Annotated in this window: 22 protein-coding genes; 17 read left to right on the forward strand and 5 right to left on the reverse strand. The window is 59.0% G+C overall.

Annotated features, from left to right (window positions below):
• Positions 1-101: 101 nt before the first annotated feature.
• The 3 genes from QMK51_RS04335 to QMK51_RS04345 all read left to right on the forward strand — a co-directional run bounded on the left by QMK51_RS04335 (position 102) and on the right by QMK51_RS04345 (position 1835).
• Complete coding sequence (locus QMK51_RS04335) at positions 102-590, forward strand: TIGR00645 family protein (protein ID WP_320393256.1); 489 nt, start codon at positions 102-104, stop codon at positions 588-590.
• 204 nt (positions 591-794) lie between these two features.
• The gene (locus QMK51_RS04340) at positions 795-1088 is read left to right on the forward strand and encodes a DUF6482 family protein (protein WP_320393257.1); all 294 of its coding nucleotides are present in this window, start codon (positions 795-797) and stop codon (positions 1086-1088) included.
• Between the two features lie 129 nt (positions 1089-1217).
• Entirely contained in the window at positions 1218-1835 is a 618-nt protein-coding gene (locus QMK51_RS04345) for an FKBP-type peptidyl-prolyl cis-trans isomerase (protein WP_007938433.1), read from the forward strand.
• Between the two features lie 130 nt (positions 1836-1965).
• On the opposite strand, the gene QMK51_RS04350 is transcribed toward QMK51_RS04345, so the two are convergent.
• The 3 genes from QMK51_RS04350 to QMK51_RS04360 all read right to left on the reverse strand — a co-directional run bounded on the left by QMK51_RS04350 (position 1966) and on the right by QMK51_RS04360 (position 3930).
• The gene (locus QMK51_RS04350) at positions 1966-2223 is read right to left on the reverse strand and encodes a hypothetical protein (protein ID WP_258699003.1); all 258 of its coding nucleotides are present in this window, start codon (positions 2221-2223) and stop codon (positions 1966-1968) included.
• A 207-nt stretch (positions 2224-2430) separates the two neighbouring features.
• Positions 2431-2772 (reverse strand): zinc ribbon domain-containing protein YjdM, encoded by a 342-nt coding sequence (locus QMK51_RS04355; RefSeq protein WP_007901863.1) that lies wholly within the window; start codon positions 2770-2772, stop codon positions 2431-2433.
• A gap of 189 nt (positions 2773-2961) precedes the next feature.
• On the reverse strand, positions 2962-3930 hold the full coding sequence (locus QMK51_RS04360; RefSeq protein ID WP_019650960.1) for a polyprenyl synthetase family protein: 969 nt from the start codon (positions 3928-3930) through the stop codon (positions 2962-2964).
• A 240-nt stretch (positions 3931-4170) separates the two neighbouring features.
• Here QMK51_RS04360 and rplU point away from each other — a divergent pair, with 240 nt between their 5' ends.
• From rplU to QMK51_RS04385, 5 genes are all read left to right on the forward strand, one after another.
• Positions 4171-4485, forward strand: a complete 315-nt coding sequence (gene rplU / locus QMK51_RS04365; protein WP_007901869.1) for a 50S ribosomal protein L21 — start codon at positions 4171-4173, stop codon at positions 4483-4485.
• A gap of 35 nt (positions 4486-4520) precedes the next feature.
• Positions 4521-4796, forward strand: a complete 276-nt coding sequence (rpmA, locus tag QMK51_RS04370) for a 50S ribosomal protein L27 (RefSeq protein ID WP_007901871.1) — start codon at positions 4521-4523, stop codon at positions 4794-4796.
• Between the two features lie 195 nt (positions 4797-4991).
• Positions 4992-6215: an Obg family GTPase CgtA gene (gene cgtA / locus QMK51_RS04375; protein ID WP_253418535.1), complete on the forward strand. Its 1224-nt coding sequence runs from the start codon at positions 4992-4994 to the stop codon at positions 6213-6215.
• Positions 6216-6338: 123 nt separating this feature from the next.
• The gene (gene proB / locus QMK51_RS04380) at positions 6339-7457 is read left to right on the forward strand and encodes a glutamate 5-kinase (protein ID WP_320394474.1); all 1119 of its coding nucleotides are present in this window, start codon (positions 6339-6341) and stop codon (positions 7455-7457) included.
• A gap of 12 nt (positions 7458-7469) precedes the next feature.
• Positions 7470-7934, forward strand: a complete 465-nt coding sequence (locus QMK51_RS04385; protein WP_320393258.1) for a CreA family protein — start codon at positions 7470-7472, stop codon at positions 7932-7934.
• Positions 7935-8118: 184 nt separating this feature from the next.
• On the opposite strand, the gene rpsT is transcribed toward QMK51_RS04385, so the two are convergent.
• Positions 8119-8397 (reverse strand): 30S ribosomal protein S20, encoded by a 279-nt coding sequence (gene rpsT, locus QMK51_RS04390; protein ID WP_003185593.1) that lies wholly within the window; start codon positions 8395-8397, stop codon positions 8119-8121.
• A 252-nt stretch (positions 8398-8649) separates the two neighbouring features.
• Between rpsT and murJ the strand changes: the two genes are divergently transcribed.
• From murJ to ispH, 6 genes are all read left to right on the forward strand, one after another.
• Positions 8650-10188: a murein biosynthesis integral membrane protein MurJ gene (gene murJ, locus QMK51_RS04395; RefSeq protein ID WP_320393259.1), complete on the forward strand. Its 1539-nt coding sequence runs from the start codon at positions 8650-8652 to the stop codon at positions 10186-10188.
• A 129-nt stretch (positions 10189-10317) separates the two neighbouring features.
• Positions 10318-11268: a bifunctional riboflavin kinase/FAD synthetase gene (gene ribF, locus QMK51_RS04400; protein WP_258699007.1), complete on the forward strand. Its 951-nt coding sequence runs from the start codon at positions 10318-10320 to the stop codon at positions 11266-11268.
• Positions 11269-14100 (forward strand): isoleucine--tRNA ligase, encoded by a 2832-nt coding sequence (ileS, locus tag QMK51_RS04405; RefSeq protein ID WP_320393260.1) that lies wholly within the window; start codon positions 11269-11271, stop codon positions 14098-14100.
• The gene (gene lspA / locus QMK51_RS04410) at positions 14093-14605 is read left to right on the forward strand and encodes a signal peptidase II (RefSeq protein ID WP_320393261.1); all 513 of its coding nucleotides are present in this window, start codon (positions 14093-14095) and stop codon (positions 14603-14605) included. The genes ileS and lspA overlap by 8 nt, the downstream gene beginning before the upstream one ends.
• Positions 14606-14612: 7 nt before the next feature.
• On the forward strand, positions 14613-15050 hold the full coding sequence (gene fkpB / locus QMK51_RS04415; RefSeq protein ID WP_320394475.1) for an FKBP-type peptidyl-prolyl cis-trans isomerase: 438 nt from the start codon (positions 14613-14615) through the stop codon (positions 15048-15050).
• A gap of 161 nt (positions 15051-15211) precedes the next feature.
• Positions 15212-16159, forward strand: coding sequence for a 4-hydroxy-3-methylbut-2-enyl diphosphate reductase (gene ispH / locus QMK51_RS04420; protein WP_008008700.1), 948 nt, complete (start codon positions 15212-15214; stop codon positions 16157-16159).
• On the opposite strand, the gene QMK51_RS04425 is transcribed toward ispH, so the two are convergent.
• Complete coding sequence (locus QMK51_RS04425) at positions 16128-16685, reverse strand: GspH/FimT family pseudopilin (protein ID WP_320394476.1); 558 nt, start codon at positions 16683-16685, stop codon at positions 16128-16130. The two genes, ispH and QMK51_RS04425, sit on opposite strands and share 32 nt — an antisense overlap.
• Before the next feature lie 131 nt (positions 16686-16816).
• Between QMK51_RS04425 and QMK51_RS04430 the strand changes: the two genes are divergently transcribed.
• From QMK51_RS04430 to QMK51_RS04440, 3 genes are read left to right on the forward strand one after another with little or no spacing between them, the layout of a single operon-like run.
• The gene (locus QMK51_RS04430; RefSeq protein ID WP_320393262.1) at positions 16817-17290 is read left to right on the forward strand and encodes a GspH/FimT family pseudopilin; all 474 of its coding nucleotides are present in this window, start codon (positions 16817-16819) and stop codon (positions 17288-17290) included.
• Positions 17287-17736, forward strand: a complete 450-nt coding sequence (pilV, locus tag QMK51_RS04435) for a type IV pilus modification protein PilV (RefSeq protein ID WP_320393263.1) — start codon at positions 17287-17289, stop codon at positions 17734-17736. The genes QMK51_RS04430 and pilV overlap by 4 nt, the downstream gene beginning before the upstream one ends.
• Positions 17733-18446, forward strand: a complete 714-nt coding sequence (locus tag QMK51_RS04440) for a PilW family protein (protein WP_320393264.1) — start codon at positions 17733-17735, stop codon at positions 18444-18446. The genes pilV and QMK51_RS04440 overlap by 4 nt, the downstream gene beginning before the upstream one ends.
• Positions 18447-18452: the final 6 nt, after the last annotated feature.

Here is an 18452-nt window from a genome sequence, read left to right on the forward strand (position 1 = left end):
TTTGTCACACACACACGCAGGTTGCGGATTTTCCGGCGGTTTCTGGGTGTAACAGGTGGCTGTTATACTCGCCGCCATTTCCAGCCCTGATGTGAGATTTAATGGAACGCTTTATCGAAAATGCAATGTACGCCTCCCGTTGGCTACTGGCACCGATCTATTTCGGTTTGTCTCTGGGGTTGCTGGCATTGGCGCTCAAATTCTTCCAGGAAGTCTTCCACGTCATCCCTAACGTGTTCTCGATGGTCGAGTCGGAACTGATTCTGGTATTGCTGTCGCTGATCGACATGGCGCTGGTGGGCGGCTTGCTGGTGATGGTGATGATCTCCGGTTACGAGACCTTCGTTTCCCAGCTGGATATCGACGACAACAAGGAAAAGCTCAACTGGTTGGGCACCATGGATTCATCTTCGTTGAAGATGAAGGTCGCGGCTTCCATCGTGGCGATTTCGTCGATCCACCTGCTGCGAATCTTCATGGACGCCAAGAACGTCGATCCCGAGCATCTGCAGTGGTACGTGATCATCCACATGACCTTTGTGGTGTCTGCGTTTGCCATGGGCTATCTGGACAAGCTGACCAAGCACTGATCGACTGATTCTTGTGGGAGCGGGCTTGCTCGCGAAGAGGCCATGACATTCAGCATCATCGTTGGCAGTTGCACCGTCTTCGCGAGCAAGCCCGCTCCCACAGAGTTGTGAAACAGACAGGCGGTGTCGTTTGTGGCTTGTGCTTTGGCACGTCGAGGCATATCCCTGTAAGGATCCTGACTCGCCACTGCATGAGGTGCGTTCATGAACCTGCAAGAGTTGAATGCGTTTGCCATCGCCGGAAAGATCGATGAGCTGAACCTGGTTTCGATGGAAGGCGTGTTCTACGTGCTGGAGGCACGGATGCATGGCTCGGCGCATCCATTGCTCGATGCCCACGGCAAGATATTGCAGCTGCGCTCGGTCGAGCATGCGCGTGAAGTGCTTCACGCCTGTCCCAAGTCATTCAACGTTGTACATACCCCGGCTCATGACGAAATGTGCGGTGCCAGCACTGAGGAAAGCCCGAAAGTGCCGAGCACCTTCCGTTCTGCGTAACAGGGCTGACACCGCTCATCAACGTGACGGCATCTGTGCTAGTCTGCTTGCCCTTTTTTATGAAGGGCTCTTCTGGAAGTGCTGTACGAATATTTACCTTTCAGGGATGCCCCACAGCGGAGCAGCGTGATGTCCGAAGTAAATCTGTCCACCGACGAAACCCGCGTCAGCTACGGCATTGGCCGTCAGTTGGGCGACCAGCTGCGTGACAACCCGCCACCGGGCGTTAGCCTGGACGCGATCCTGGCTGGCCTGACCGACGCGTTCGCCGGCAAGCCAAGCCGTGTGGGTCAGGAAGAAATGTCCGCCAGCTTCAAAGTGATCCGCGAGATCATGCAAGCCGAAGCGGCTGCCAAGGCTGAAGCGGCTGCTGGCGAAGGTCTGGCTTTCCTGGCTGAAAACGCCAAGCGCGAAGGCATCACCACCCTGGCTTCCGGCCTGCAATTCGAAGTGCTGACTCAAGGTGAAGGCGCCAAGCCAACCCGTGAAGATCAAGTGCGCACTCACTACCACGGCACCCTGATCGACGGTACTGTGTTCGACAGCTCCTACGAGCGTGGCCAGCCTGCAGAATTCCCGGTTGGCGGCGTCATCGCTGGCTGGACCGAAGCTCTGCAACTGATGAACGCCGGCAGCAAATGGCGTCTGTACGTGCCGAGCGAACTGGCTTACGGCGCTCAAGGCGTTGGCAGCATTCCGCCGCACAGCGTACTGGTATTCGACGTCGAACTGCTCGACGTTCTGTAATGCCCGGCCTGTCGTTATGACGGGCTAATGTGGGAGCGAGCCTGCTCGCGATGCAGTCAACTCGGTTTTTCTGTGAAACCGAGGTGATGCCATCGCGAGCAGGCTCGCTCCCACAGTTTTTTGCGTTGTCTCATAGTTCGATCTTATGGTTCAGCTCACTGGTCGGGCGCAACGCCCGGGCATAGCAGAACAGAAACAGATTGCGCACCAGTTCCTTGAGCACCACCGGCTCACTGGAACTCAGGCCGTTGACGTCCAGATCACCCTGATCCTGCAGCTCGTTCAAGGCTTCCTCTTCAAGCACCGCACAGACTTCCCCGGTTTCCCGATGCAGGATTCTGAGGTAGGGATGTGGGCGGTCCAGCCAGGCATCGATCAAATAAGTCATGGGTCTCATCTCCATTGATGGATTTCAATGAGAATAATTCTTATTCGTCAAATAGCAAGGACCTATTGGCGGTTTGTGTTTTTTTATGGGTAAAGATTGCGTAAAGCCAAAATGGCTGGCGTTTGGCTATTGCGAGGCAATGCTGGGTGAGGCGGGGGGAGGGCGAAACACCATCCCACGCCAGGCGCGGGATGGAATACAGCAGGCTCAGACTTTTCTGACGAACTCGGATTTGAGCTTCATCGGGCCAATGCCGTCGATCTTGCAGTCGATGTCATGATCGCCATCGCACAGGCGGATGTTCTTGACCTTGGTGCCGACCTTGACCACCAGCGACGTGCCCTTGACCTTGAGATCCTTGATCACGGTGATGGTATCGCCGTCCTGCAGGACATTCCCGACCGAATCCTTTTTCACGGTGTCATCGGAGGCCACTTCGGCTTCGCCGCTGGCGGACCACTCGTGGGCGCACTCCGGGCAGATCAGCTGTGCGCCGTCTTCGTAGGTATATTCAGAATTGCATTTCGGGCAGGGTGGCAACGTGCTCACTAAAGCTCCTTGGATTCAGGATGGCTAAAAGCGCACATTATATAGGGTTTTAGGCAGGAGGGGGGCAACGCTACTCCTGTGGGAGCCGGGCTTGCCCGCGATGCGGGCGCCCCGGTGTTTCAGATGCACCGCAGTGATGCCATCGCAGGCAAGCCAGCTCCCACAGGAGCCGGTCCTTGCAAGAGGGTGTCAGTGCGTACGGGCTACCGCAAACTCGCTCAATTCCACCAATGCATCGCGGTATTCGCTGGCGGGCAGGGCGTCGAGGCACTTGATCGCACGGGCCACGTAGTCGCGGGCCAGTTGCGCGGTGTAATCCAGCGAGCCGGAAGCTTCGACAGCTTCGCGAATGCTTTCCAGATCTTCGATGCCACCTTTCTGGATCGCCTGACGAACCAGTGCGGCCTGCTCAGGAGTGCCTTCGCGCATGGTGTAGATCAGCGGCAGAGTCGGTTTGCCTTCGGCCAGATCGTCACCGACGTTCTTGCCCAGGGTCTCGGCATCGCCACGGTAGTCCAGCAGGTCGTCGACCAATTGGAAGGCCACGCCCAGGTGATCACCGAAGGTGCGCAGCGCTTCGCTCTGTTCCAGCGAGGCCCCGGCCAGGGCGGCGGCACTGTGGGTCGAGGCTTCGAAGAGCATCGCGGTTTTGCCGCGGATGACTTCCATGTAGGTTTCTTCGGTGGTGCTGGCGTCGCGGACCTTCGACAGCTGCAACACTTCGCCTTCAGCGATGATGCGCGTGGCTTGCGAAAGGATCTTCATCACCGGCATGGAGCCCAGTTCGACCATCATTTCGAAAGAGCGCGAATACAGGAAGTCGCCCACCAGCACGCTCGGCGCGTTGCCCCACATGGCATTGGCGGTCGAGCGACCACGGCGCATGCCTGACATGTCGACGACGTCGTCATGTAGCAGGGTGGCGGTGTGCAGGAACTCGATGGTAGCGGCCAGCAGACGCAGGTCATCGCCTTCGCGGCCCAGCGCCTTGCCGCACAGCAGCACGAGCAACGGACGCAGGCGTTTGCCGCCAGCCGAGGTAATGTAGTCGCCGATTTTCGATACCAGCGGCACTCGGGAAGTCAGCTGCTTCTTGATGATGCCGTCGACGGCGCTAAAATCGTCCGCCACCGCGCGGTAGAAAGCTTGGGGTTGCATCAGCGACAGTTGCTCCAGAAGGGTTGCGCGGCATGCTAGGACCCACGTCCGGGCCTGTCAAGGCACGATGGACGGCCACTTGCAACGCCAGAGCAGCTTGCGTACAATCGCGCACCCTGAACTTCCTGGGCAGCACCTGCCTTACGCAATTGCAAACAGGCCTTCCAGCCTTATGCAGCCATGCCAGCCAATACCTCTTCTTATAAAGAGCTGGGTGAGCAGGATTATCGGAGAAATACCATGTCTTATGCAGTAATCGTTACTGGTGGCAAGCAGTACAAAGTTGCTCCAGGTGAATACCTGAAGATCGAAAAACTGGAAATCGCTACCGGCGAATCCGTAACTTTTGATCGCGTTCTGTTGGTTGCCAATGGCGACGACGTGAATATCGGCGCTCCAGTTGTTCCTGGCGCTACCGTTGTGGCTGAAGTGATCTCCCAAGGTCGTCACGATAAAGTCCGCATCATCAAGTTCCGTCGTCGTAAGCACCACATGAAGCGTATGGGCCACCGCCAGTGGTACACCGAGATCAAAATCACCGGTATTCAGGCTTAATTTCAGCCTAATTCCTCACTAGGAGAATTGAACTCATGGCACACAAAAAAGCTGGTGGTAGTACCCGTAACGGTCGCGACTCAGAAGCCAAACGCCTTGGCGTGAAGATGTATGGCGGCCAGGTTATCATTCCGGGCAACATCATCGTGCGTCAGCGCGGCACCCAATTCCACGCTGGCTACGGCGTTGGCATGGGCAAGGATCACACTCTGTTCGCTAAAATCGACGGCGTGATCAAGTTCGAAGTAAAAGGCGCCTTCGGTCGTCGTTACGTGAGCATTGTCCCGAAGACTGACGTCGTCGCGGCATAATTACGTAGTTGCTGGAAAAGCCCTGTCTTGCGACGGGGCTTTTTCGTTTGTGGGGTGAGTCTCTTGCAAAGCTGTTTGTGATGGGCTCCAGCGCTGTATTGGCGGTCGTTGATTGAGGTCGCTGCGCTCATTTTTGCAAGAGTCTTATGTCTTGGTTGTTTTTCGGCTCGTCCGTATGGCGAGAGGCGTTTTGTTATGAAGTTTGTTGATGAAGTATCGATTCGAGTAAAGGCCGGCGACGGTGGCAACGGTTGCATGAGTTTCCGTCGGGAAAAATTCATTGAAAACGGCGGCCCGAACGGCGGCGACGGTGGCGATGGCGGCTCCATCTACATGATGGCCGACGAAAACCTGAACACCCTGGTCGACTACCGTTACACCCGGCACTTCGATGCTGAGCGTGGCTCCAACGGTGGCAGCACCGACTGCACCGGCAAAAAAGGTGAAGACCTGGTCCTGCGGGTGCCAGTCGGTACCACTGTGATCGACTCTGCTACCCAGGAAGTCATCGGCGACCTGACCAAGGCTGGTCAGCGTCTGCTCGTGGTTCAGGGCGGCTGGCACGGTCTGGGTAACACTCGTTTCAAATCCAGTACCAACCGCGCACCGCGCCAGACCACGCCGGGTAAGCCGGGTGAGCAGCGCGACCTGAAACTGGAAATGAAAGTATTGGCGGACGTCGGCCTGCTCGGTTTGCCGAATGCCGGTAAAAGCACCTTCATTCGCTCGGTGTCGGCCGCCAAGCCGAAAGTCGCTGACTACCCGTTCACCACGCTGGTGCCGAACCTGGGTGTGGTCAGCGTCGATCGCTGGAAGAGCTTCGTGGTGGCGGACATTCCGGGCTTGATCGAAGGTGCTTCCGACGGTGCGGGCTTGGGGATTCGCTTCCTCAAGCACTTGTCGCGTACCCGTTTGCTGCTGCACCTCGTCGACATGGCGCCGCTGGATGACACCAGTGCTCCGGACGCCGCTGAAGTGATCGTCAGCGAGCTGACCAAGTTCAGCCCGTCCCTGGCCGAACGTGATCGCTGGCTGGTGCTGAACAAGTGCGACCAGATCCTCGAAGAGGAGCACGATGCTCGCGTCAAGGAAATCGTTGATCGTCTGGAGTGGACCGGTCCGGTCTACGTGATCTCGGCGATCGCCAAGCAAGGCACCGAGCGTCTGTGCCACGACATTATGCGTTACCTGGAAGATCGTGCCGATCGTCTGGCTAACGACCCGGCCTACAAGGAAGAGCTGGCTGAGCTCGATCAGCGCATCGAAGACGAAGCTCGTGCCCAGTTGCAGGCGCTGGACGATCAGCGTGCTCTGCGCCGCAGCGGCGTGAAGTCGGTCCATGACATCGGTGACGACGATTGGGACGAAGAAGATGTGGATGACGAAGACGGTCCGGAAATCATTTACGTGCGTGACTGATTCGTTGCGATAAACTTAAGCGCCGCTCACTGGAGCGGCGTTTTAGTATCTGGAAATCGGTAGTCACGAATAACGTTACGGGCAGCGCTGGGTCGTGCTGTCCTCAAGCTAAGGTTGAAGATGATGCGGAGCAAGGTGACAGGTGCGCAGCGTTGGGTCGTGAAAATCGGCAGCGCTTTGCTGACGGCGGACGGCAAGGGCCTGGATCGCGCGGCAATGGGTGTCTGGGTCGAGCAGATGGTTGCCCTGCATGAGGCGGGTGTTGAGCTGGTGCTGGTGTCCTCCGGGGCGGTGGCGGCGGGCATGAGTCGTCTGGGCTGGACCGTACGACCCAGTGCCATGCACGAGTTGCAGGCGGCTGCCGCCATCGGTCAGATGGGGTTGGTGCAGGCTTGGGAGTCGAGCTTCGCCGAGCATGGCCGGCATACCGCGCAGATTCTCCTGACTCACGACGATTTGTCCGACCGCAAGCGCTACCTGAACGCTCGCAGTACGTTGCGCGCGCTGGTCGAGCTTAAGGTGATCCCGGTGATCAACGAAAACGATACCGTGGTCACTGACGAAATCCGTTTCGGCGACAACGACACGCTGGCGGCGTTGGTGGCGAACCTGGTCGAGGCTGATTTGCTGGTGATCCTCACCGATCGCGATGGCATGTTCGACGCTGATCCGCGCAACAATCCCGATGCCAAGCTGATTTACGAAGCGCGAGCCGATGATCCGGCGCTGGATGCGGTCGCCGGCGGCACTGGCGGTGCGCTGGGGCGTGGCGGTATGCAGACCAAATTGCGCGCTGCACGTCTGGCGGCGCGCTCCGGTGCGCACACCATTATTGTGGGTGGGCGTATTGAGCGGGTGCTGGATCGCCTCAAGGCTGGCGAGCGCATCGGCACCTTGCTGTCGCCTGAGCGCGGCATGCTGGCGGCGCGCAAACAGTGGTTGGCCGGGCATCTGCAAACCCGCGGTACCCTGGTGCTGGATGCGGGCGCGGTGACGGCGTTGTCCCAAGGCAATAAAAGCTTGCTGCCGGTGGGCGTCAAACTGGTCCAGGGCAGTTTTCGTCGTGGCGAAATGGTGGTTTGTGTGGCGCCGGACGGTCGTGAAATCGCCCGTGGCCTGGCTAACTACAGCGCGCTGGAAGCACAAAAAATCATCGGTCAGTCGTCTGAGGCGATTGTCGGTTTGTTGGGTTACATGGCGGAGCCGGAGCTGGTTCACCGCGATAACTTGATTCTGGTCTGAAGGAATACCTGAATGCGTATGGCAAAAGGATTATTAAGCTTGTTGTTGGCGATGCCGCTGCTGGCCTCGGCTGAGGAAATTGGTCAGGTGTCGACGGTGTTCAAGTTCGTCGGCCCGAACGACCGTATCGTTGTCGAGGCGTTTGATGATCCGAAGGTTGAGGGGGTGACCTGCTACCTGTCCCGGGCCAAAACTGGCGGCGTGAAAGGTGGGTTGGGCTTGGCCGAGGATCGTGCTGAGGCGTCGATTGCCTGCCGTCAGGTCGGGCTGATCAATTTCAAGGGTGAGCTCAAGGATGGCGAGGAGGTGTTCAAGGAGCGCACCTCGCTGGTATTCAAGACCATGCAGGTGGTGCGCTTCCTCGACAAGAAGCGCAATACGCTGGTGTATCTGGTCTACAGTGATCGTTTGATCGAGGGCAGCCCGCAGAATGCGGTGACGGCGATTCCGATTCTGCCATGGACGCACGCTCAGTAAGTCAGCGAAGATCCAAATGTGGGAGCGAGCCTGCTCGCGATAGCGGACATACAGCCAACATGGGTGCTGAATGTCGGGCCGTTATCGCGAGCAGGCTCGCTCCCACATTTTTTTGCGGTGTATTCGATAAATCGCAGGCAATAAAAAACCGACCCTGAGGTCGGTTTTTTAATGAGCGTGTCGCTTAGGCAGCAGCGGCAACGTTCAGGGCCTTTACGTGGCCATTCAGGCGGCTCTTATGACGAGCAGCTTTGTTCTTGTGGATGATGCCTTTATCGGCCATACGGTCGATAACTGGCACGGCCAGAACGTAAGCAGCTTGAGCTTTTTCAGCGTCTTTTGCGTCGATGGCTTTAACTACATTCTTGATGTAGGTACGAACCATGGAACGCAGGCTGGCGTTGTGGCTGCGACGCTTCTCAGCCTGTTTTGCACGTTTTTTGGCGGAAGGTGTGTTGGCCACCGTCGAGCTCCTCGAAAGACTTTTTAGGAAATAGCAAACAAAATAGGCCGCGAATCATGCCGATGAGTTGATGTCTTGTCAAGGGCGGTTGAAACGATCCGCTAAGTGGCAGGTATGGAGCGCCGGGATATTTCTTTCCGGCGTGCGACCTGTAAACTCGCGAGCTTTGGCTCTGTGCTGTTGCGGCGCGGAGTATCGCATAAGTGGGCGCGTTGTTCGCCTGCTGTTTATCGACAGGCAAAAACTCTTTCAATGAATCTGCTCAAATCGTTGGCCGCTGTCAGCTCTATCACGATGCTTTCCCGGGTGTTGGGGTTTGTTCGTGACACCCTAATCGCCCGTGCATTTGGTGCGGGGATGGCGACCGACGCCTTCTTTATCGCCTTCAAACTGCCCAATCTACTGCGGCGGATCTTCGCCGAAGGGGCGTTTTCCCAAGCCTTCGTGCCGATTCTTGCCGAATACAAAAGCCAGAAGGGTGAGGAGGCGACGCGAACCTTCATTGCCTACGTCTCGGGCCTGCTGACGCTGGTGCTGGCGCTGGTCACCGCGTTGGGCATGCTTGCCGCGCCCTGGGTTATCTGGGCCACGGCACCGGGTTTCGTCGATTCTCCGGAAAAATTCGAGCTGACCACCGACCTGTTACGGGTCACTTTTCCTTATATATTGCTGATCTCGCTGTCTTCATTGGCCGGAGCGATCCTCAACACCTGGAACCGCTTCTCGGTGCCGGCCTTCGTGCCGACCCTGCTCAATGTCAGCATGATCATCTTTTCGGTGTTCCTGACGCCGTACTTCGATCCGCCGGTGATGGCGCTGGGCTGGGCCGTTCTGGTGGGGGGGCTGGCGCAGTTGCTGTTCCAGCTGCCACACCTGAAAAAGATCGGCATGCTGGTGCTGCCGCGCCTGAACCTGCGCGATAGCGGTGTCTGGCGGGTCATGAAACAGATGCTGCCGGCGATCATTGGCGTTTCGGTGAGCCAGATTTCGCTGATCATCAACACCATATTCGCTTCGTTTCTGGTGGCCGGTTCCGTGTCCTGGATGTATTACGCCGACCGTCTGATGGAATTGCCATCCGGCGTGCTGGGTGTGGCACTGGGAACGATTTTGCTGCCGACCCTGGCCAAGACTTACGCCAGCCAGGATCGCCACGAATATTCACGGATACTCGATTGGGGGCTGCGCCTGTGCTTCATGCTGGTGTTGCCGTGCTCTCTGGCGCTGGGGATTCTGGCAGAGCCGCTGACGGTTTCGTTGTTTCAGTACGGCCAGTTCAGCGCTTTTGACGCGGCCATGACCCAGCGCGCGTTAATCGCTTATTCCGTCGGTTTGCTGGGGATTATCGTGATCAAAGTGCTGGCGCCGGGCTTTTATGCGCAACAAAACATTCGCACCCCGGTAAAAATCGCGATTTTCACCCTGATCGTCACCCAGCTGTTCAACCTGGTGCTGATCGGGCCGTTGGCTCACGCCGGTCTGGCCCTGGCCATCAGCGCGGGGGCCTGCATCAACGCCGGGCTGCTGTTCTATCAACTGCGCAAGCAGCAGATGTATCAGCCACAACCGGGCTGGGCGAAGTTCGGGCTCAAACTGTTGGTGGCGGTCGCGGTGATGTCCGCGGTATTGCTGGGTGCGATGCACTTTATGCCGGCCTGGGAGCAGGGGCATATGCTTGAGCGCCTGCTGCGTCTGGGCGCGTTGGTGATCGCCGGCGTGGTGGCGTATTTCGGCATGTTGCTGTTGATGGGCTTCCGTTTGCGCGACTTCAATCGCAAGGCATTGAGCTGAGGCTTTTGTCTCGATAAATACGGGCGGGCCGACGGTTTTGTCGGCTCGATCACTTTGGGTTACGGTGTTGCCTGTCGTCGGCCGCCGGGTGTGGTTATAATCGACCACTTTATGAGCAAGAAGCGCGTTATGCAGCTGGTTCGAGGCCTCCACAACCTGCGCCCCCAGCATCGGGGCTGTGTCGCCACTATTGGCAACTTTGACGGTGTTCACCGTGGTCACCAGGCTATCCTGGCCCGGCTGCGTGAGCGTGCGCTCGAGTTGGGCGTGCCCAGCTGCGTGGTGATTTTCGAGCCGCAGCCGCGAGAGTTCTTCGCCCCGGACACCGCCCCGGCCCGTCTGGCCCGCCTGCGGGACAAACTGCAGTTGCTGGCCGAAGAAGGTGTCGATCGGGTGCTGTGCCTGGCTTTCAATCAGCGACTGAGCAAACTCAGCGCCAGAGAGTTCGTCGATACTATTCTGGTGGACGGCCTCGGCGTGCAGCATCTGGAAGTCGGTGACGATTTCCGTTTCGGCTGTGACCGGCTGGGGGATTTCGATTTCCTGCAGCAGGCCGGCGCCCTTCAGGGGTTTACCGTCGAAGCGGCGCAGACCGTCGAGATGGACGGCATTCGTGTCAGCAGCACTCAGGTGCGTAATGCCCTGGCCGCTGCCGATTTTGCCTTGGCCGAGCAGTTGCTCGGTCGTCCGTACCGGATTGCCGGGCGAGTCCTGCACGGCCAGAAGCTGGCGCGCCAGCTGGGTACGCCCACGGTCAACGTGCAGCTCAAGCGTCGTCGTGTGCCGCTGAGCGGGGTTTACCTGGTCAACGTCGACATCGACGGCAAGACCTGGCCAGGTGTCGCCAATATCGGCGTACGGCCAACGGTCGAAGGGGATGGCAAAGCCCACCTCGAAGTACACCTTTTAGATTTTGCCGGCGATCTGTATGACCGGCGTTTGACGGTGGTTTTCCACCACAAGCTGCGTGAAGAGCAGCGTTTCGCCTCTCTGGAGGCGCTTAAGACGGCGATCAATGCGGATGTTGCCGCCGCCCGTGCCCTGTCGCACCTAGCGCCAATCGCTAATGAAGAGCCTTAAATGACCGACTACAAAGCCACGCTAAACCTTCCGGACACCGCCTTCCCAATGAAGGCCGGCCTGCCTCAGCGCGAACCGCAGATTCTGCAGCGCTGGGACAGCATTGGCCTGTACGGTAAGTTGCGCGAGATTGGCAAGGATCGTCCGAAGTTCGTCCTGCACGACGGTCCTCCGTACGCCAACGGCACGATTCACATCGGTCATGCGCTGAACAAAATCCTCAAGGACATGATCATCCGCTCGAAAACCCTGTCGGGTTTCGACGCGCCTTATGTGCCGGGCTGGGACTGCCACGGTCTGCCGATCGAGCACAAAGTCGAAGTGACCCACGGCAAGAACCTGGGCGCCGACAAAACCCGCGAACTGTGCCGTGCCTATGCCACCGAGCAGATCGAAGGCCAGAAGTCCGAATTCATCCGTCTGGGCGTGTTGGGCGACTTCGCCAACCCGTACAAGACCATGGACTTCAAAAACGAGGCCGGTGAAATCCGCGCCCTGGCGGAAATCGTCAAGGGCGGCTTCGTGTTCAAAGGCCTGAAGCCTGTGAACTGGTGCTTTGACTGCGGTTCGGCCCTGGCTGAAGCGGAAGTCGAGTACGAGAACAAAAAATCCGCGACCATCGACGTGGCGTTCCCGATCACCGACGAAGCCAAACTGGCCGCCGCGTTCGGTCTGCCATCGCTGGGCAAACCCGCCTCGATCGTGATCTGGACCACCACCCCGTGGACCATCCCGGCCAACCAGGCGTTGAACGTTCACCCGGAATTCAATTACGCCCTGGTCGACGTCGGCGACAAGCTGCTGGTGCTGGCTGAAGAGCTGGTCGAGTCCTGCCTGGCCCGTTACAACCTGGAAGGTTCGGTCGTTGCGACCACCACCGGTAAAGCACTGGAACTGATCAACTTCCGTCACCCGTTCTACGATCGTCTGTCGCCGGTTTACCTGGCCGACTACGTCGAACTGGGCGCGGGCACTGGCGTGGTCCACTCCGCGCCAGCCTACGGCGTGGACGACTTCGTGACCTGCAAAGCCTACGGCATGGTCAACGACGACATCCTGAACCCGGTACAAAGCAATGGCGTGTATGTGCCGTCGCTGGAGTTCTTCGGCGGCCAGTTCATCTGGAAGGCCAACCCGGCCATCGTCGACAAACTGACCGAAGTCGGCGCGCTGCTGCACACTACCACCATCGAACACAGCTACATGCACTGCTGGCGTCACAAGACCCCGCTGATCTACCGCGCCACCGCGCAGTGGTTCATCGGCATGGACAAAGAGCCGACGACTGGCGACACCCTGCGCAAACGCGCAATCAAAGCCATCGAAGACACCAAGTTCGTTCCGGCCTGGGGCCAGGCGCGTCTGCACTCGATGATCGCCAACCGTCCGGACTGGTGCATCTCCCGTCAGCGTAACTGGGGTGTGCCGATCCCGTTCTTCCTGAACAAGGAAAGCGGCGAACTGCACCCACGCACCGTCGAGCTGATGGAAATCGTCGCCCAGCGCGTCGAAGTCGAAGGTATCGAAGCCTGGTTCAAGATGGACGCCGCCGAGTTGCTCGGTGAAGAAGCGCCGCTGTACGACAAGATCAGCGACACCCTGGACGTCTGGTTCGACTCGGGCACCACGCACTGGCACGTCCTGCGCGGTTCGCACCCGATGGGCCACGAGACCGGTCCACGCGCCGACCTGTACCTGGAAGGCTCGGACCAGCACCGCGGCTGGTTCCACTCGTCGTTGCTGACCGGTTGCGCCATCGACGACCACGCGCCGTACCGCGAGCTGCTGACCCACGGTTTCACCGTTGACGAATCCGGTCGCAAAATGTCCAAGTCCCTGGGCAACGTAATCGCGCCGCAGAAGGTCAACGACACCCTGGGCGCCGATATCATGCGTCTGTGGGTCGCTTCTACCGACTATTCGGGTGAAATGGCGGTTTCCGAGCAGATCCTGCAACGCAGTGCGGACGCCTACCGGCGTATCCGTAACACCGCGCGCTTCCTGCTTTCCAACCTGACCGGTTTCAACCCGGCCACCGACATCCTGCCGGCCGAAGAAATGCTCGCCCTGGACCGTTGGGCCGTGGACCGTACCCTGTTGCTGCAACGCGAGCTGCAGGAGCACTACGGCGAATACCGCTTCTGGAACGTTTACTCCAAGATCCACAACTTCTGCGTGCAGGAGTTGGGCGGTTTCTACCTGGACATCATCAAGGACCGTCAGTACACCACTGGCGCCGACAGCAAGGCCCGTCGTTCGTGCCAAACCGCGCTGTTCCACATCAGCGAAGCGCTGGTGCGCTGGATCGCGCCGATCCTGGCGTTCACCGCCGACGAGCTGTGGCAGTACCTGCCGGGCGAGCGTAACGAGTCTGTGATGCTCAACACCTGGTACGAAGGCCTGACTGAACTGCCGGAAGGCTTCGAGCTGGACCGCGCCTACTGGGAGCGGATCATGGCGGTGAAGGTGGCGGTCAACAAGGAAATGGAAATCCAGCGCGCGGCGAAGGCTGTCGGTGGCAACCTGCAAGCCGAAGTGACACTGTTCGCCGAAGACGCGCTGAGTGCCGATCTGGCCAAGCTGAGCAACGAACTGCGCTTCGTGCTGATCACCTCGACCGCCAGCGTTGCACCGTTCGTGCAGGCGCCGGCCGACGCGGTGGTCACCGAAGTCAGCGGCCTGAAGCTCAAAGTGGTCAAGTCGGGCTTCGCCAAGTGCGCCCGTTGCTGGCATTGCCGTGAAGACGTCGGCGTGAACCCGGAGCGTCCGGAAATCTGCGGTCGTTGCGTCGATAACATCAGCGGCGCGGGCGAGGTTCGTCACTATGCCTAATGCCGTTGGCCGTTTCGGACGGCTGAGCTGGCTCTGGTTGAGTTTGCTGGTCCTGGTCATTGACCAGGCCAGCAAGTTCTACTTCGAAGGCAAGCTCGAGATGTACCAGCAAATCGTGGTGATCCCCGATTTGTTCAGCTGGACCCTGGCCTACAACACTGGCGCGGCGTTCAGCTTCCTGGCCGATAGCTCGGGCTGGCAGCGTTGGCTGTTCGCCTTGATCGCGGTGGTGGTCAGCGCGGTGCTGGTGATCTGGCTCAAGCGCCTGGGACGCAACGAAACCTGGCTGGCGATTGCGCTGGCCTTGGTGCTGGGTGGCGCGCTGGGCAATCTGTACGACCGCATTGCCCTGGGCCATGTGATCGATTTCATTCTGGTGCACTGGCAGAACCGCTGGTATTTCCCGGCGTTCAACTTTGCCGACAGCGCAATTTCTGTCGGTGCCGTGATGCTTGCGCTGGATATGTTCAAAAGTAAGAAGACCGGAGAAACCGTTCATGACTGAGCAGGTATTGGCTGAGCAACGCATTGGCCAGAACACGGAAGTCACCTTGCACTTTGCATTGCGCCTGGAGAACGGCGACACCGTCGACAGTACCTTCGACAAAGCCCCGGCGACCTTCAAGGTCGGCGACGGCAACCTGTTGCCAGGCTTCGAAGCCGCGCTGTTCGGCTTCAAGGCCGGCGACAAGCGCAGCCTGACCGTCGAGCCGGAAAACGCCTTTGGTCAACCTAATCCGCAAAATGTGCAGATCATCCCGCGCTCGCAGTTCCAGGACATGGAACTGTCGCCAGGACTGCTGGTGATCTTCAACGATGCGGCCAATACCGAGCTGCCAGGCGTGGTGAAGGAATTTGATGACGCGCAAGTGACCATCGACTTCAACCACCCGCTCGCCGGCAAAACCTTGACCTTTGACGTCGAGATCATCAACGTCAAGGCGCTGTAACTGACCGAATACGGAAAAATGTGGGAGCGAGCCTGCTCGCGATGAGTACCTGACATTCAACATTGATGTTGACTGACACTCCGCCATCGCGAGCAGGCTCGCTCCCACAATTGGTTTTTCACTGTTTCGCTATTTCTTGCGCGCAAGACACGAGGCACAGCATGCAAATCAAACTCGCCAACCCCCGTGGCTTCTGCGCCGGTGTGGACCGGGCGATCGAAATCGTCAACCGCGCCCTGGAAGTCTTCGGGCCGCCGATCTACGTGCGCCATGAAGTGGTCCACAACAAATTCGTTGTCGAAGACCTGCGCGCCCGTGGGGCAATCTTCGTCGAGGAACTGGATCAGGTGCCGGACGACGTGATCGTGATCTTCAGTGCCCACGGGGTTTCCCAGGCCGTGCGCACCGAAGCCGCAGGCCGTGGCCTGAAGGTGTTCGACGCTACCTGTCCGCTGGTGACCAAGGTGCACATCGAAGTCGCGCGTTACAGCCGCGACGGCCGTGAATGCATCCTCATCGGCCATGCCGGCCACCCGGAAGTCGAAGGCACCATGGGCCAGTACGATGGCAGCAATGGTGGCGCGATCTATCTGGTCGAAGACGAAAAAGACGTCGCAGCGTTGCAGGTGAACAACCCTGAAAGGCTGGCCTTCGTTACCCAGACCACCCTGTCCATGGACGATACCAGCCGCGTGATCGACGCTCTGCGTACACGTTTCCCGGCGATCGGCGGTCCGCGCAAGGACGACATCTGCTACGCCACGCAAAACCGTCAAGACGCCGTCAAACAACTGGCCGACGAATGCGACGTGGTGCTGGTGGTCGGTAGCCCGAACAGCTCCAACTCCAATCGTCTGCGTGAACTGGCCGAACGCATGGCTACCCCGGCCTATCTGATCGACGGCGCCGAAGACCTGCAAAAGAGCTGGTTCGACGGTGTCGAGCGTATTGGTATCACCGCCGGTGCCTCCGCTCCGGAAGTGCTGGTGCGTGGCGTGATTCAGCAATTGCAGGCCTGGGGCGCCACCGGTGCCGATGAACTGGCCGGCCGCGAAGAGAACATCACCTTCTCCATGCCTAAAGAGCTGCGCGTGCGCTCCTTGCTTTAACGCTTTTCCCTCCTGGACACAGCGCCTGCTCAGCCTGATGGCTGCGCAGGCTGACGCGACCGGTCGCGGCCAGCACCACCTGGAGCTGAGAGACCGGTTCGCGGGCTGCGCAAATGTGCAGTGTCCCTGCTTGAAAGGCCCGTCCGGGCATCTGTGGTTCGCCAATACTGTTGAAACGTATGTATCGCCTGACCGGCCAGTTGCCGACAATCGGCACCCGGGCGCCACTCGCGCGCTCAACCAGCAGCGGATTGCTGCTGTCCTCCGGGCCTTTGCCGCTGAGATCCAGAATGATCCGCCAGCCCTGACCCCAGTCGCCGTTGATGCCGTGAATCACAACGCTCTGATTGCGTGTGATGGCAGCGGTTCTGGCATTACGTATGCCGCTGGCAATCGACTGCGCTGCCTGCTCCCGATGGTTCGATTCTGTAAAGGCGGCGAACGCCGGACTGACCAGTTGCAGAACAATCCCGACAATCGTCAGTCCCATGAGCAGTTCGATCAGGCTGAAACCTTGCTGACGCATGTCATCTCCCTCCCTGGAGTGCTGCGGCCCGCGCGATCCTTGCGCGAGTAATGGCAAAACAACCGTACATCCCTCGGTCGAATGTTCTAGCGTGTAGAAGCAGGTATAGCCGACGGCAACGGAGCGCACCGATGGATCATCGTACAAAAGGTTTCACGCTGATCGAGTTGCTGATCACGCTCGCGGTGTTTCTGATCCTGATCACCCTGGCCGTTCCGGCGTTTACCCGCTCGGTGCAAAGCAACAAGGCCGACACCGAGATCGGCGACTTGCAACGTGCACTCAATTACGCACGGCTTGAGGCGATTGATCGGGGCCTCACCACTCGGGTTCGCCCGACGGCTGGCGGCAGTGTCTGGACCGGCGAGCTGAGTGTTTATGACGGTACCGGCAACCCGGCCAATGTATTGCGGGTTGTTCCAGCGATGAGCAGCGGTGCAACTCTGACGCTAACCTCAGGAGTGACCGCTATTGATTTCAACAATCTGGGCGGTTTGTCGGCGCCGTCCACGGCAGTCGTGATCAGTTATGTACTGGGGGCACAGAACAGGACGCTGAATGTGTGTTTGAACGGACGAATTCTACTGGGTGGAAGTTGCGGATGAGGGGTTGGAGCAAGCGTGCACAGGAGGGCATGACGCTGATCGAGGTATTGGTCGCGTTGCTGGTTCTGGCTGTAGGGTTGTTGGGCGCGGCGGCGATTCAGCTCAATGCGCTGAAGTACACCGACAGCTCGCGGATGACCAGTCAGGCAAGTTTCATCGCCTACGACATGATGGACCGCATTCGCGCCAACTCCGGCGCAGATTACACCGTCACGCCCCCGACCTCGGGCAACCTGAGCGTGGCCCGGGATCAGGACCTCTACGACTTCACCACCAATATCGTCAATTTCGGCGGCGCCACGGCGACCGGTAGCATCGCCCGAAACCAGCGGGTGTACACCATCACCATTACCTGGGATGACTCGCGAGCTGCGAATACCGCCGACTCGCGCCGTAGTTTCGTCCTCACCAGTCGCGCCACCGTTGATCCGGCGACGACACCATGACCAGAACCTGCAAAGGTTTCGGCCTGATCGAATTACTGATCGCCCTGGCGTTGAGCCTGATCGTGGTCCTGGGCGTGGCACAGATTTTCATCGCCGCGAAAAACACCTACGTCAGCCAGAACACCGCTGCCGGGATGCAGGAAGATGCGCGGTTCGTCCTGAGCAAGATGATTCAGGAAATCCGCATGGTCGGCATGTTCGGTTGCCTGGGTACGATTACCGATGCCAGCTCGGCGGGGGATTTCAACGCCGCCCAGATCACGCCGATCAGTTGGGACAATGCCAACCTCAAATTGACCCTGGTCACCGCGGATGTCGGCGGCAGTGGCGGGGTGCCGACCTGGACGGTGGTTTCCGACTGCCGTAATACAGCGACAGCCTACACCGGTGTACGTACGCCGGCATCGGGGCAGTTGGCGATTCCGATCCGGCGGCTGGTCTACAGCTTCAGCAACAACCAACTGCTGATGGGCACCGGCACCGGCACGCCAACGCAGCAGGTATTGGTGAACAATGTCAGTGCGTTTGGCGTGAGCTTCGGCCTCGCCAGTTCGGCCACCGATACGTCCGCTTCCAGCTACAGCGGCAACCCGTCCGATCCGGCGCGAATCCGCAGCGTGCGGCTCACGCTGACCCTCACCGACCCGAACAACCGGGTACGCAATCAAACCTTCAACGTGGTTGCCACCTTGCGCAACCGGTTGCCATGAGAGGAG

It is taken from the genome of Pseudomonas sp. P9_31 (assembly GCF_034008235.1).
Classification (GTDB): domain Bacteria; phylum Pseudomonadota; class Gammaproteobacteria; order Pseudomonadales; family Pseudomonadaceae; genus Aquipseudomonas.